The 12346-nt window shown below is 60.0% G+C and carries 17 protein-coding genes; 5 read left to right on the forward strand and 12 right to left on the reverse strand.

Features of this window, described 5'->3' with window-relative positions; genetic code table 11:
- Positions 1-85 precede the first annotated feature (85 nt).
- The gene (gene mtgA, locus KGB14_RS07380) at positions 86-808 is read right to left on the reverse strand and encodes a monofunctional biosynthetic peptidoglycan transglycosylase (RefSeq protein WP_223485280.1); all 723 of its coding nucleotides are present in this window, start codon (positions 806-808) and stop codon (positions 86-88) included.
- 74 nt (positions 809-882) lie between these two features.
- On the opposite strand from mtgA, the gene KGB14_RS07385 reads away from it, so the two are divergent.
- The 4 genes from KGB14_RS07385 to trmB all read left to right on the forward strand — a co-directional run bounded on the left by KGB14_RS07385 (position 883) and on the right by trmB (position 3135).
- Positions 883-1254: a DUF423 domain-containing protein gene (locus KGB14_RS07385; protein ID WP_223485282.1), complete on the forward strand. Its 372-nt coding sequence runs from the start codon at positions 883-885 to the stop codon at positions 1252-1254.
- A 90-nt stretch (positions 1255-1344) separates the two neighbouring features.
- Entirely contained in the window at positions 1345-1545 is a 201-nt protein-coding gene (gene thiS / locus KGB14_RS07390; RefSeq protein WP_007897898.1) for a sulfur carrier protein ThiS, read from the forward strand.
- Positions 1546-1605: 60 nt separating this feature from the next.
- Entirely contained in the window at positions 1606-2400 is a 795-nt protein-coding gene (locus tag KGB14_RS07395; protein WP_052964984.1) for a thiazole synthase, read from the forward strand.
- Positions 2401-2409: 9 nt separating this feature from the next.
- Positions 2410-3135 carry a tRNA (guanosine(46)-N7)-methyltransferase TrmB gene (trmB, locus tag KGB14_RS07400; RefSeq protein WP_052964985.1) on the forward strand — a complete coding sequence of 242 codons (726 nt, stop codon included), beginning with the start codon at positions 2410-2412 and terminating at the stop codon, positions 3133-3135.
- A 130-nt stretch (positions 3136-3265) separates the two neighbouring features.
- On the opposite strand, the gene KGB14_RS07405 is transcribed toward trmB, so the two are convergent.
- From KGB14_RS07405 to KGB14_RS07450, 10 genes are all read right to left on the reverse strand, one after another.
- Positions 3266-3589 (reverse strand): DUF3392 domain-containing protein, encoded by a 324-nt coding sequence (locus KGB14_RS07405; RefSeq protein WP_217857476.1) that lies wholly within the window; start codon positions 3587-3589, stop codon positions 3266-3268.
- A 9-nt stretch (positions 3590-3598) separates the two neighbouring features.
- Positions 3599-4804 (reverse strand): radical SAM family heme chaperone HemW, encoded by a 1206-nt coding sequence (hemW, locus tag KGB14_RS07410; protein WP_223485285.1) that lies wholly within the window; start codon positions 4802-4804, stop codon positions 3599-3601.
- Positions 4801-5397 (reverse strand): RdgB/HAM1 family non-canonical purine NTP pyrophosphatase, encoded by a 597-nt coding sequence (gene rdgB / locus KGB14_RS07415; RefSeq protein ID WP_048396340.1) that lies wholly within the window; start codon positions 5395-5397, stop codon positions 4801-4803. Before rdgB ends, hemW begins: the two co-directional genes overlap by 4 nt.
- A complete protein-coding gene (locus KGB14_RS07420) occupies positions 5394-5828 on the reverse strand; it encodes a DUF4426 domain-containing protein (protein WP_223485289.1) in 435 nt (144 codons plus the stop codon). Before KGB14_RS07420 ends, rdgB begins: the two co-directional genes overlap by 4 nt.
- A gap of 26 nt (positions 5829-5854) precedes the next feature.
- Positions 5855-6475, reverse strand: coding sequence for a methionine biosynthesis protein MetW (gene metW, locus KGB14_RS07425; protein WP_223485291.1), 621 nt, complete (start codon positions 6473-6475; stop codon positions 5855-5857).
- 7 nt (positions 6476-6482) lie between these two features.
- Positions 6483-7622: a homoserine O-succinyltransferase MetX gene (metX, locus tag KGB14_RS07430; RefSeq protein ID WP_223485293.1), complete on the reverse strand. Its 1140-nt coding sequence runs from the start codon at positions 7620-7622 to the stop codon at positions 6483-6485.
- A 182-nt stretch (positions 7623-7804) separates the two neighbouring features.
- A complete protein-coding gene (locus tag KGB14_RS07435; RefSeq protein WP_046039238.1) occupies positions 7805-8101 on the reverse strand; it encodes a DUF167 domain-containing protein in 297 nt (98 codons plus the stop codon).
- Complete coding sequence (locus KGB14_RS07440) at positions 8101-8688, reverse strand: YggT family protein (protein ID WP_223485295.1); 588 nt, start codon at positions 8686-8688, stop codon at positions 8101-8103. The genes KGB14_RS07435 and KGB14_RS07440 overlap by 1 nt, the downstream gene beginning before the upstream one ends.
- Before the next feature lie 24 nt (positions 8689-8712).
- Positions 8713-9531, reverse strand: coding sequence for a pyrroline-5-carboxylate reductase (proC, locus tag KGB14_RS07445; protein WP_223485297.1), 819 nt, complete (start codon positions 9529-9531; stop codon positions 8713-8715).
- 36 nt (positions 9532-9567) lie between these two features.
- Positions 9568-10254 (reverse strand): YggS family pyridoxal phosphate-dependent enzyme, encoded by a 687-nt coding sequence (locus KGB14_RS07450; RefSeq protein WP_223485299.1) that lies wholly within the window; start codon positions 10252-10254, stop codon positions 9568-9570.
- A 56-nt stretch (positions 10255-10310) separates the two neighbouring features.
- On the opposite strand from KGB14_RS07450, the gene KGB14_RS07455 reads away from it, so the two are divergent.
- The gene (locus tag KGB14_RS07455) at positions 10311-11345 is read left to right on the forward strand and encodes a type IV pilus twitching motility protein PilT (RefSeq protein WP_223485301.1); all 1035 of its coding nucleotides are present in this window, start codon (positions 10311-10313) and stop codon (positions 11343-11345) included.
- Between the two features lie 155 nt (positions 11346-11500).
- On the opposite strand, the gene KGB14_RS07460 is transcribed toward KGB14_RS07455, so the two are convergent.
- Complete coding sequence (locus KGB14_RS07460; protein ID WP_223485303.1) at positions 11501-12109, reverse strand: C40 family peptidase; 609 nt, start codon at positions 12107-12109, stop codon at positions 11501-11503.
- Between the last annotated feature and the right edge of the window lie 237 nt (positions 12110-12346).

The raw sequence follows: 12346 nt of genomic DNA on the forward strand, positions 1-12346 counted from the left end.
CGAAAGCGGTGTGTCAGTCGACATTATTTCTGAATGACACACCGCTTTCGCGGGCAAGCCTCGCTCCTACAGGTTCTGCGTCGAGTTATTGAGCCCAAGGCGCCCGGCGCGAATCGTTGAGGCCGAGCAGATAACTGTCCCCACCCAACTGGCTCATCTGCTGCCGAATCCATCCGGCCCGCCGTGCGACATAGTTGGTCGGGTGGCTGGCACTCCACACCCGTGGGTTCGGCAGTACCGCGGCCAGCAAACTGGCCTGCTGTCGGGATATCGAGCGAGCGCCCACACCAAAATGATGCCGTGCCGCAGCCTCTGCGCCAAACACCCCGTCATCCCACTCAACGCTGTTGAGGTACACCTCAAGAATCCGCTGCTTGGGCCAGAGCACTTCGATCAATCCGGTAAACCAGGCTTCCAGGCCTTTGCGCAGCCAGCTGCGGCCGGACCACAGAAACAGGTTTTTCGACACCTGCTGGCTCAGGGTGCTGGCGCCGCGAATCGAACCGCCCAGCTCGTTATGAGCCAGAGCCGCCTGAATCGCGCCAAAGTCAAAGCCCCAATGCTCAGGAAATTTCTGATCCTCACCCGCAATCACCGCGACTTTCAGGTCGTCGGAGATTTCATCCCACGGCTTCCAGGTCCGTTGCAGGTCAATCGGCTCGCCGTCGACCCAGGATTCGATCTTGCGTTCGACCATCAACGCCGTTCCCGGCGGAGGCACCACGCGAAAGATCAGTACCAGCAATACACTGCCAGCCGCGAACCAGAGCACGGCTTTTGTGAATCGTCGCAAAAATAAACGCAGCATAGAGATGGCTTGGCCGAACCCGTTGAGCGGGCCATTATACAGACCCTGTTGATCGAGTCTGACTGGAGTTCTTCATGCTGCGTGGCTTTTTGATGCTGGCCGCTTTCTTCGGCTTCACTGGCGTTGCCCTCGGCGCGTTCGCCGCACATGGCTTGAAAAACCGTCTGACCCCCGAATATCTGACGATTTTCCATACCGGCGTCACTTACCAACTGGTGCACACCCTGGCATTGTTGGGCGTAGCGTTGCTGGCCACGCAGATCCCGGGTCGCTTGATCACCTGGGCCGGGGCGTCCTTTGCTATCGGCATCCTGCTGTTTTCCGGCAGCTTGTACCTGCTGACGATCACTGGCGTCAGTAAGCTCGGGATCGTTACGCCCTTCGGTGGCCTGGCGTTCCTGGTCGGCTGGGTTTGCCTGGGGCTTGCCGCCTGGCGGTTGAGCTGACCACGCGGTCCATTTCGTGACGAATGGCTTGGGTCGCCAAGTCTGATCGGGCTAGAATGCCAGCCCCTAAAAATGATGGCGGCATTCGGTATGCGCATTCAATTGAACGGCGAATCCCTTGAACTGCCCGACGGTGAAACCGTTGCGGCCCTGCTGACCCGTCTGGAACTGACCGGGCGCCGGGTGGCGGTCGAGCTCAATCTGGATATCGTCCCGCGCAGCCAGCACGCAGAAACCACGCTGAACGACGGTGATTCCGTCGAAGTGGTCCATGCCATCGGCGGCGGCTAGTCGCCTGGCCCCAAAGGGCACAGAATTCTGCAAGAACCTCACCCCAACAGAGGATTTCCCATGAGCATCGTTCGTAGCGACAAGCCCTTCGTCCTGGCCGGTCGTACTTACCAGTCGCGTTTGCTGGTAGGCACCGGCAAGTACCGCGACATGGAAGAAACCCGCCTGGCCATCGAAGCCTCGGGTGCCGAGATCGTGACCGTGGCCGTGCGCCGGACCAACATCGGCCAGAACCCGGGCGAACCGAACCTGCTCGATATCCTGCCGCCGGATCGCTACACCATCCTGCCGAACACCGCCGGTTGCTACGACGCGATCGAAGCCGTGCGCACCTGCCGCCTGGCCCGTGAGCTGCTCGATGGCCACAACCTGGTGAAGCTGGAAGTGCTGGCGGATCAGAAAACCCTGTTCCCCAACGTGATCGAAACCCTCAAGGCCGCCGAAGTGCTGGTCAAGGAAGGTTTCGACGTGATGGTGTACACCAGCGATGACCCGATCATTGCCCGTCAACTGGCGGAAATCGGCTGCATTGCGGTCATGCCGCTGGCCGGTCTGATCGGTACGGGCCTGGGGATCTGCAATCCGTACAACCTGCAGATCATCCTCGAAGAAGCCAAGATCCCTGTGCTGGTGGATGCCGGTGTCGGTACGGCTTCCGACGCCACCATCGCCATGGAGCTGGGCTGTGAAGCGGTGCTGATGAACTCGGCCATCGCCAATGCCCAGCAGCCGATCATGATGGCCGAAGCCATGAAACACGCCATCGTGGCGGGCCGTCTGGCCTACCTCGCCGGCCGCATGCCGAAAAAACTCTATGCCAGCGCCTCCTCGCCGCTGGATGGTCTGATCAAGTAAGAGCCATTGATGACTGAATCAAACGACACGCCTATCCAGACGGAAGAAGGCGAAGAGCGCCAACACCGCCGCATCAAGAGTTTCGTGATGCGCGCCGGGCGCATGACCGAAGGCCAGCAGCGTGGTCTGGACCAAGGTACGCCGCTGTTTGTACTGCCTTTGGCCGATGCGCCGGTGGACTTCGATCAGGTGTTCGGTCGCTCGGCACCGCGCTCGCTGGAAATCGGCTTCGGCATGGGCCATTCGCTGCTGGAAATGGCCGCGGCCTCGCCGGAGCAGGATTTCATTGGCGTCGAGGTTCACCGTCCGGGTGTCGGTGCGCTGCTCAATGGCGTGCTGACTCAGGGCCTGACCAACCTGCGTGTCTACGATTGCGATGCGATCGAAGTGCTCAACCGTTGCATCGCTGACAACAGCCTCGATCGCCTGATGCTGTTCTTCCCGGATCCGTGGCACAAGAGCCGTCACCACAAGCGCCGTATCGTGCAGGCGTCGTTCGCCGAGCTGGTGCGCAGCAAGTTGAAGGTCGGCGGTGTGTTGCACATGGCCACCGACTGGGAGCCGTACGCCGAGTACATGCTGGAAGTGATGAACGTCGCGCCGGGCTATCGCAACCTTGCCGAAGACGGCAAATGCGTCCCACGCCCGACCGAACGCCCGATCACCAAATTCGAACGCCGCGGCGAACGTCTTGGGCATGGCGTGTGGGATTTGAAGTTCGAAAAACAATCCTAAGCCCTACGCAATACCAAATGTGGGAGCGGGCTTGCTCGCGAAGGCGGTGTAACAGTCAACTGAGATGTTGAATGTTATGGCCTCTTCGCGAGCAAGCCCGCTCCCACATTTGTTTTGTGTGGTGCCTGGATCAGCGGCGGTCTGCTACGACGCCAATCAACACCAGCACCACCAACAGTACCGGCGCCAGGCTGTAGTTGTTGAACTGGCCCAGGCCTTTGATGATCCATGGCGTGGCATAGATCAGCGCCACGCCGCTGCCGACCATGCACAGCAGGGCCATCAGCGGGACGCGCAAGGCACCGGCGATGCTGCCCAGGCGTTGGTCGACCCAGCCTTTGATGTCGGCGCCAAACAGCACCAGCAAACAGCCCACCAGCGCCAGAGAGATTTCCGACAGGTTGCTACGGCTCCAGCGGGACACGGTGGCGAGCAGGTCGAGTACCAGATCCATTCGATTTCCTTATGTCAGAAAATTCTGCAGCAAGTCATTGAGAAAGAGTTGTCCGCGCATCGTGGCTACCAGACGTGACGGTTCGACCTGCAACAAGCCACTTTGTTCGGCCTCGCGACGGCCTTCGGCAAGGCTTTCCAGGGGCAGCCCGGTGCGCTCCGGATACAACCGCGCTTCGACGCCTTCGGTCAGGCGCAAGGCGTTCATCAGGAACTCGAACGGCAGCTCGTCGTTGGTCAGGGCTTTCTCCCCGGCCAGGAAGCTTTTGGCCGGGTTGAGGTAGTCCTTTGGCAGGCGGGTCTTCCAGGTGCGCACGATACGCCCGTCCGGATGACTGAGCTTGCCGTGGGCGCCGGCACCGATGCCGATGAAGTCGCCGAAACTCCAGTAATTGAGGTTATGCCGCGCCGGACGGCCAGGCTGGGCATAGGCCGAGACTTCGTATTGCGCGTAACCGTGTTCGGCCAGCAGTGCCTGACCGGCCTCTTGAATGTCCCACAGCGTGTCGTCTTCGGGCAGCGTCGGCGGCTGGTTCCAGAACACCGTGTTCGGTTCCAGCGTCAGCTGATACCAGGACAAATGGGTCGGCTTCAGGGCAATGGCCTGGCGCAGGTCGCTCAGGGCATCGTCCAGGGACTGATCGGGCAAACCGTGCATCAAGTCCAGATTGAAGTTGTCGAAGCCGGCCTGACGGGCCATGCCGGCGGCACGTACGGCTTCATCACCGTTGTGAATCCGCCCCAGGGCCTTGAGCTTCTCTTCCTGAAAGCTCTGGATGCCGATCGACAGGCGATTGATGCCCAGCGCTCGGTAGGCACGGAATTTCTCCTGCTCGAACGTCCCCGGATTGGCTTCCAGGGTGATTTCAATGTCGCTGGTGAACGGAATACGTTGCTCGACGCCCTTGAGCAAGCGACCCAGCGCCTCGGCACTGAACAGGCTCGGCGTGCCGCCACCGAAGAAGATCGAGCTCAGCTCACGGCCATAGACCGCATGCAGGTCTTGATCGAGGTCGGCCAGCAAGGCGTCGACATATTCTTCTTCCGGCAGCACGGGGCTGGCGGTGTGGGAGTTGAAGTCGCAATAAGGGCATTTGCGTACACACCACGGGATGTGGATGTACAGCGCCAGGGGCGGCAGCACGGGCAGGGCCGCTCGAGGCGATTGTGCGGCGCCGCCGAAGATCAGCGGCGACGCGGACGATTCATGGATCATTTCAGGCCCAGACGCTGGCGCAGCAGATCCATTGCACGGGCGCGGTGGCTGATGAGGTTCTTGTCACTCGGGCTCAGCTCGGCGCTGGAGCACTCGCGCTCCGGCACCCAGAACAGCGGATCGTAGCCAAAACCGTGCTCGCCACTGGCCTGGGTCAGGATGCGACCATGCCACAGGCCTTCGCAGAGGATCGGCAACGGATCGTCGGCATGGCGCACCAGCGCCAGCACACAGACGAACTGCGCACCACGCTCGGCTTCGGGCACATCTTTCAAGACGTCGAGCAGTTTGGCGTTGTTCGCCGCATCGCCTTTACCGTCAGCGTAACGGGCCGAATAGATACCCGGCGCACCACCGAGGAAATCCACCGCCAGCCCCGAATCGTCGGCCAAGGCCGGCAGACCGGAAATGCGCGAGGCATTGCGGGCCTTGAGAATGGCGTTCTCGACGAACGACAGGCCGGTTTCTTCAGGCTCGACGCTGCTGAACTCGCCGATCGAGCGCAAGTGCACCGATTCGCCGAGCATGGCCTGGAGTTCCTTGAGTTTGCCGGCGTTGTGGCTGGCCAGTACGAGTTGCGTGAAGTTCATCATTCGCCGGGGAAAAGCTCTTGGTTGAAATTGATGGTGTTGATTTTATCGCCGGTCTGCACCTTGATTTCAAAGGTGCGGATTTCCTGCTGTGGCACCGGGTACTGGGCGATGTAGTAGACCGCGCCTGTCTCGGTGATCTGTTTGAACTTCAACGGGACGCTTTGGCTGGTCAGGTCTTTGACCGTGCCGCTGACCTGAGCCGTTTGCGGTTTGCCATCCTTGAGCACCGAGATGTTGATGACGCCCTGGTTCTTGCTGCGGGTCAGCTCGGCGGCTTTGGCGATGTCCGGTGTCAGGAACGTCGAGTTGAAGGTGTTGTAGTGCACCGTCACGTCGCCAAAGGTTTCCTGGCGTTCACCCTTGATGGCGTCGGCGGCCATGGCGGTGACGCTCAGGCAGGCAGTAAGTAAAAATAGCGCTAGACGACCCATGATCATTCTCCTCGAAGTGTCGTGATTCAGACCGCAACCTTGTGGTCTTGCAGCCCGGGGCTGCTGACTCGGTAGATACCGATTTCACCTAACAGATTAGGCCATAGCTTACTGGCCCACCCGTGCCGATGCTGTTGATCCACGGCAAGCCGATCAATGACCCTGGCTTCACGTTCGCGACACAGCGCTTCAAAGTCTTCGAAAGTGCAGAAGTGGATGTTCGGCGTGTTGTACCAGGTGTACGGCAGGAACTCGGAAACCGGCATCCGGCCCTTGCTCGCCAGGTACCAGCGGCAGCGCCAGTGACCGAAGTTGGGGAAGGTGATGATGCACTGACGACCGACCCGCAGCATTTCGTCGAGGATCTTGTCCGGGTAATGCACGGCTTGCAGGGCCTGGGTCATGACCACGATGTCGAAGCTGTTGCTGGCGAAGTTGCCCAGGCCCTTGTCCAGGTCCTGTTCGATGACGTTGATGCCCTTGGCCACGCATTCAGCAATGTTGTCCGGGTCGTTTTCCAGGCCATAGCCGGTGACCTGCTTGTTATCGCGCAGCCAGGTCAGCAGCTCGCCGTCACCGCAACCGAGGTCGAGCACGCGGCTGCCGGCGGGGATCCATTCCTGGATGATTTCCAGATCGGCTCTCATGTCTTCCTCAAAGCGCTATACGGTTCATGTAATTGCTGAAGGCCTGCAAGTAACGCGGGATCGGAATCAGGAAGGCGTCGTGGCCTTGCGGAGCGTCGATCTCCAGGTAGCAGACGTCTTTCCTGGCCGCCATCAGCGCGTCCACCAGTTCCCGCGAGCGGGCAGGGGAGAAGCGCCAGTCGGTAGTGAACGACATCACGCAGAACTTGGCCCGGGCATTGGCGAAGGTTTTCGCCAGGTCATCGTCGAAGTTCGCCGCCGGGTCGAAGTAGTCCAGCGCCTTGGTCATCAGCAGGTAGGTGTTGGCGTCGAAGCGTCCGGAGAACTCCTCGCCCTGATACCGCAGGTAGCTTTCGACCTGAAACTCGACGCTGTGGAAGTCATAGTTGAGCTTTTCGCTCTTCAGGCCGCGACCGAATTTCTCGCCCATGGAGTCGTCGGACAGGTACGTGATATGCCCGACCATCCGCGCCAGCATCAACCCGCGCTTGGGGATCACGCCGTATTCCTGGAACGAACCGCCGTGGAATTCCGGGTCGGTGAGAATCGCCTGGCGTGCGACTTCGTTGAACGCGATGTTCTGTGCCGACAGTTTCGGCGCGGAAGCGATGGCCAGGCAGTGCCGCACGCGGTCCGGGTAGGTGATGGTCCATTGCAAGGCCTGCATGCCACCGAGGCTGCCGCCGATGACCGCCGCCCATTGGCGGATGCCGAGCAGGTCGGCGAGGCGTGCCTGGCTGTGGACCCAGTCTTCCACGGTCAGCACCGGGAAGTCGGCGCCAAACGGCTTGCCGGTTTCCGGATTGATGCTGCTGGGGCCAGTGGAACCGTTGCAGCCGCCGAGGTTGTTCAGGCTGACCACGAAGAACTTGTTGGTATCGATCGGTTTACCGGGGCCGATGCAGCTGTCCCACCAACCGGGTTTGCGGTCGTCGGGGCTGTGGAAGCCGGCAGCGTGATGGTGACCGGACAAGGCGTGGCAGATCAACACGGCGTTGCTCGCCGTAGCATTGAGCGTGCCGTAGGTTTCGTAGATCAGGTCATACGCTGGCAGCGAACGGCCACAGGCCAGGGCCAGGGGTTCACTGAAGTGCGCCAGTTGCGGCGTCACCAGACCAACAGAATCGGGGGGGAAGGCAGCTGGCATCGACCCTGCTCTCATTGAAATGAGGCGTAAGTCTAAAGACCGGTGGGGTTAGCGGCAAGCAAAGGCCGGGCCTGATTTTTTCCCAGGTAGACCGAGGCGCGGCAATCGCGAGCAGGCTCGCTCCCACAAGGGAACGCATTCCAATGTGGGAGCGAGCCTGCTCGCGATGAACGATGACACGGTCAGCCTGCCGGGCGCACCAGATCCGGCAAGTCCGGCAGCTTCTTTGGCGAACAAATCCGTACCCGCTTCTGCCGGTTCAGTTCGCCGCTGATCAAGCTGACCTGACTCTTGGACACCCCAAACGCCTTGGCCAGAAACGCCATCAGATACGCATTGGCCTTGCCTTCAACCGGCGGTGCGGTCAGCCGGATTTTCAGGCGATCACCATGCAGCCCGCAGAAATCATCGCTGCGGGCCGCCGGCTGCAGGTGACATTCCAGAATCAGGTCATCACCGTCCCAGCGAAAGTAGCTCATCAGATCAGGCCAAGCAGCCCCTGCGGCATGAAGGCAAAGTACGCAAGGCGCGGGATCAACCAGCTTTGCAGCAACTGGATCGCGATAAACGCGAAGATCGGCGAGATGTCGAGACCGCCCAGGTTCGGAATGATCCGACGGAACGGCGCGAGTACCGGTTCAGTAATCTGCGCGACCAGTTCTGCGCCCGGATTGTGGCTGCCCGGGGCGACCCAGGACAGAATCACACTGATGATCATCGCGTAGAACAGGACATTCAAAAACAGCGAGAAGATCGCAATCAGGGCCCAAGGCACCAAAAGCAGCCAGTCAACCATGAAGCCTTTGAGCGCCAGGATGACCGCGATCAGCACCATCTGCACGATCAGCGCCAGCACCAGCGAGGACATGTCCAGCCCGAACATGCTCGGGATTACCCGGCGCAGAGGCTTGAGCAGCGGTTGAGTGGCTTTTACGATGAACTGGCAGAGCGGGTTATAGAAATTCGCCCGAACCAGTTGCAGGATGAAGCGCATCAGTACGATCAGCAGGTACAGGCTGCCAAGGGTTTTAATGATGAAAATGGCAGCGTCATTGAGTCCGAGCATCATTGATTCCTTTGTAAGAGCTGATTAGCGACCCAGTTGTTCGGCCATCTCGGCCGAGCGGTGCGCGGCGGCGCCGAGTGCTTTTTCTACCAGGGCTTCGAAGCCGTCGGCCTGGAACGACTTGATCGCCGCTTCGGTGGTGCCCGCAGGCGACGTCACGCGGCGACGCAGTTCAGCGGCGTCGACATCACTGGCAACTGCCATGTGTGCAGCGCCCAAAGCGGTTTGCACGGTCAGTTGTGCGGCGATGTCCGCTGGCAGGCCGAGTTTTACGCCAGCGGCGGTCATGGCTTCGATCAGCAAGAAGAAGTAGGCCGGACCGCTGCCGGAAACGGCAGTGACCGCGTCCAGTTGCTGTTCTTCTTCCAGCCACAGGGCAATGCCCACCGCCGACAGCAGCTCTTCAGCCTGCTGACGTTGCTCGGCGCTCACTTTGGCCGTGGCGTACAAACCGCTCACGCCCTGGCGCAGCAACGCCGGGGTGTTGGGCATGCAGCGCACGATGGGCTGGGCGCCAAGCCAGTTGTTCATGCTGGCGCAGGTGATGCCGGCGGCAATCGAGACTACCAGCTGGCTCGGCTTGAGGCTTGGGCGAAGGGCTTCGCAGACAACTTTCATCGCCTGCGGTTTGACCGCCAAGACGATCACGTCCACGCCCTGAATGGCGTCGGCGTTGTCGGCAAACACTTCGATGCCGTGTTCGGCGTGCACGCGGGCACGGGTTTCTTCACCCGGATCGCTGGCGCGGATCTGCGCGGCGTCCAGACCTTTGGCGCGCAGGCCGCCGATCAGGCTGGCGGCCATGTTGCCGGCTCCGATAAAGGCAATACGAGTCTTGCTCATGTCAGGTCCTTATAAAGAGAGGTGTCAGCCATTGTTTCAAGACTGGCCGTAGTCGCGGGCACCAAAAAGGGCCGTTCCGATGCGGACCCAAGTAGCGCCCATGGCAATGGCCGACTCGAGGTCATGGCTCATGCCCATGGAAAGTGTGTCGAGTGGCAGATTCAGGCTGGCTTGCAGGCTTTGCACGGCGGCAAAGGCTGCATCCTGGGCGGCGCGATCTTCAGTCGGCTCGGGAATCGCCATCAGCCCGCGCAATTTCAAACGCGGCAGCGCGCCGATGGCGTTGGCCAGGGCGGGCAGGTCGGCCGGGGTGCAGCCGGACTTGCTGGCTTCGCCACTGACGTTGACCTGGACGCAGATGTTCAATGGAGGCAAATCGGCAGGGCGTTGTTCGGACAGGCGTTGTGCGATTTTCAAGCGATCCACGGAATGCACCCAGTCGAAGTGCTCGGCAATAGCGCGAGTCTTGTTCGATTGAATGGGGCCGATGAAGTGCCAGATCAAGGGCAGGTCGGCCAATTCGAGCTGTTTGCTCAAGGCTTCCTGCAGGTAGTTTTCGCCAAAGTCGCGGATCCCGGCGGCATGCGCTTCACGCAAGGCCTCGGCGGGCTTGGTTTTGCTCACGGCCAGTAGCTGGATGCTGTTCTCATCGCGGTGAGCGGCTTTGGCAGCTGCCTGGATGCGTGAACTAACCTGAAGAATGTTGTCTGCTATCGTGGACATCAAGAGGTGCCAGCGGTCTGAAGGTTCGCGGCATTCTACTGGAATTGAGGAGCGCTATGGATATCACTGAGCTGCTGGCTTTCAGCGCCAAACAGGGCGCGTCTGACCTGCACCTGTCTGCCGGCCTGCCACCGATGATCCGTGTCGACGGCGATGTACGACGCATCAACCTGCCGGCTCTGGACCACAAGGAGGTGCATGAGCTGATCTACGACATCATGAACGACCTCCAGCGAGTGGATTTCGAGAAGCATCTTGAAACCGACTTTTCTTTCGAAGTGCCTGGCGTGGCGCGTTTTCGGGTCAATGCCTTCAATCAGAACCGCGGCGCGGGAGCCGTATTTCGGACCATTCCCTCCAAGGTCCTGAGCATGGACGATCTGGGCATGGGGGAAGTGTTTCGCAAGATTACCGAAGCGCCCCGGGGGCTGGTGCTGGTGACCGGCCCGACCGGCTCCGGCAAATCCACCACGCTGGCGGCGATGATCGATTACCTGAACAACCATCGCCATCACCACATCCTCACCATCGAGGATCCGATCGAGTTCGTCCACGAATCGCGCAAATGCCTGATCAACCAGCGTGAAGTCCATCGCGATACCCGCAGCTTCGCCACGGCCCTGCGCTCGGCCCTTCGTGAAGACCCGGACGTGATTCTGGTGGGGGAGATGCGTGATCTGGAGACCATCCGCCTGGCGTTGACTGCCGCCGAGACCGGTCACCTGGTGTTCGGCACGCTGCACACCACGTCGGCGGCGAAAACCATCGACCGGGTGGTGGACGTGTTTCCGGGCGACGAGAAATCGATGGTGCGTTCGATGCTCTCAGAGTCGTTACTGGCGGTGGTGTCCCAGACATTGGTCAAGAAGATTGGCGGCGGACGGATTGCCGCCCACGAAATCATGCTCGGCACCTCGGCGATCCGTAACCTGATCCGCGAAGACAAGGTGGCGCAGATGTATTCGTCGATTCAAACCGGAGGGTCGCTGGGGATGCAGACGCTGGATATGTGCCTGAAGGAGCTGGTGACCAAGGGCGTGATCAGCCGCGAGCATGCGCGGGAGAAGGCGCGGTCGCCGGATAACTTCTGAGGAATCCAGAAACGCCTTCGCGGGCAAGCCTCGCTCCTACAGGTTTTTGGTCGCGTTCAAATGGTGCGACCGACATCAATCTGTAGGAGCGAGGCTTGCCCGCGAAGAGGCTTTCATGAGCGAAACCAATCCCGGGTCAAACCCCGGATCTCAAATCAACGCTGAACAACCCGCATCGCGTTCTGTTCTTTGGGCAGAACCCGCTTGGCAACCACGTAGTGGTCTTCCCAGTACGGTTTCTTCAAGGTGTCGATGCTCACCGACTTGCCACGGCGTGGTGCGTGGATGAAGCGGTCGTTGCCCAGGTAGATGGCAACGTGATTGACCCGACGGCTCTTGATGTTGAAGAAAATCAGGTCGCCTGGCTTCAGATCGCTACGATCGACTTTCTCGCCATGACCGCTGGCCATGGCGTTGGAGGTACGAGGCAGGTCAAAGGTGGCGTCGTTGAACGCGTATTTCACCAGGCCGCTGCAATCGAACCCTTTACTTGGGCTGCTGCCACCCCAACGATAGGGTGTACCGAGGACGTTTACCGCGCGGCTCAATACGTTGCTGCTTTCCTTGGTCGCCATCGGCGGGACCAGCGCGCGGTCGGTGCTGCTCAGTTGGGTGGTCTGTTTGTTTTTGCTCGAAGGAGCAGAAGCATGGGATTTTGGGGTGTAACCATTAACGTTAGGAAGACGTTGCTCACGATTGGTGGCGTGGGCGGCCAGGGGCAATAATAGGCAAATGGTTAGCCATGTCTTGAAAAATGGACGCATTAGGCAAGGCTCATATAAGTGAACGCGCAACTTTATAACAGCTTTTTTGGCCCCTTCGAGGCCGTTGGTCGATTCAACCTTGGGGTCAACGGAACCAAATAAGCGGAAAATGGACGCCATTGTCGGGCACAAGTCAGCTGCTACAGGGCTTTGACGGGAGTGAAGGTAGCATTTGCCGTATGTCGGCCGCCTGTAAAAAAGTCACAAAGAATTCAAGAATATTTCTCTATCGTGTGA

Source organism: Pseudomonas sp. A-RE-19, assembly GCF_019956555.1.
Classification (GTDB): domain Bacteria; phylum Pseudomonadota; class Gammaproteobacteria; order Pseudomonadales; family Pseudomonadaceae; genus Aquipseudomonas.

What these genes read in the sequence shown, in the direction of transcription:
- KGB14_RS07385 (WP_223485282.1), top strand. Translation starts at nt 883, where the DNA reads ATGCTGCGTGGCTTTTTGATGCTGGCCGCTTTCTTCGGCTTCACTGGC.
- metX (WP_223485293.1), bottom strand. Translation starts at nt 7,622, where the DNA reads ATGCCAGCTGCCTTCCCCCCCGATTCTGTTGGTCTGGTGACGCCGCAA.
- KGB14_RS07440 (WP_223485295.1), bottom strand. Translation starts at nt 8,688, where the DNA reads ATGCTCGGACTCAATGACGCTGCCATTTTCATCATTAAAACCCTTGGC.
- KGB14_RS07450 (WP_223485299.1), bottom strand. Translation starts at nt 10,254, where the DNA reads ATGTCCACGATAGCAGACAACATTCTTCAGGTTAGTTCACGCATCCAG.
- proC (WP_223485297.1), bottom strand. Translation starts at nt 9,531, where the DNA reads ATGAGCAAGACTCGTATTGCCTTTATCGGAGCCGGCAACATGGCCGCC.
- rdgB (WP_048396340.1), bottom strand. Translation starts at nt 5,397, where the DNA reads ATGATGAACTTCACGCAACTCGTACTGGCCAGCCACAACGCCGGCAAA.
- thiS (WP_007897898.1), top strand. Translation starts at nt 1,345, where the DNA reads ATGCGCATTCAATTGAACGGCGAATCCCTTGAACTGCCCGACGGTGAA.
- hemW (WP_223485285.1), bottom strand. Translation starts at nt 4,804, where the DNA reads ATGATCCATGAATCGTCCGCGTCGCCGCTGATCTTCGGCGGCGCCGCA.
- trmB (WP_052964985.1), top strand. Translation starts at nt 2,410, where the DNA reads ATGACTGAATCAAACGACACGCCTATCCAGACGGAAGAAGGCGAAGAG.
- KGB14_RS07395 (WP_052964984.1), top strand. Translation starts at nt 1,606, where the DNA reads ATGAGCATCGTTCGTAGCGACAAGCCCTTCGTCCTGGCCGGTCGTACT.
- KGB14_RS07455 (WP_223485301.1), top strand. Translation starts at nt 10,311, where the DNA reads ATGGATATCACTGAGCTGCTGGCTTTCAGCGCCAAACAGGGCGCGTCT.
- KGB14_RS07405 (WP_217857476.1), bottom strand. Translation starts at nt 3,589, where the DNA reads ATGGATCTGGTACTCGACCTGCTCGCCACCGTGTCCCGCTGGAGCCGT.
- KGB14_RS07435 (WP_046039238.1), bottom strand. Translation starts at nt 8,101, where the DNA reads ATGAGCTACTTTCGCTGGGACGGTGATGACCTGATTCTGGAATGTCAC.
- metW (WP_223485291.1), bottom strand. Translation starts at nt 6,475, where the DNA reads ATGAGAGCCGATCTGGAAATCATCCAGGAATGGATCCCCGCCGGCAGC.
- KGB14_RS07420 (WP_223485289.1), bottom strand. Translation starts at nt 5,828, where the DNA reads ATGGGTCGTCTAGCGCTATTTTTACTTACTGCCTGCCTGAGCGTCACC.
- KGB14_RS07460 (WP_223485303.1), bottom strand. Translation starts at nt 12,109, where the DNA reads ATGCGTCCATTTTTCAAGACATGGCTAACCATTTGCCTATTATTGCCC.
- mtgA (WP_223485280.1), bottom strand. Translation starts at nt 808, where the DNA reads ATGCTGCGTTTATTTTTGCGACGATTCACAAAAGCCGTGCTCTGGTTC.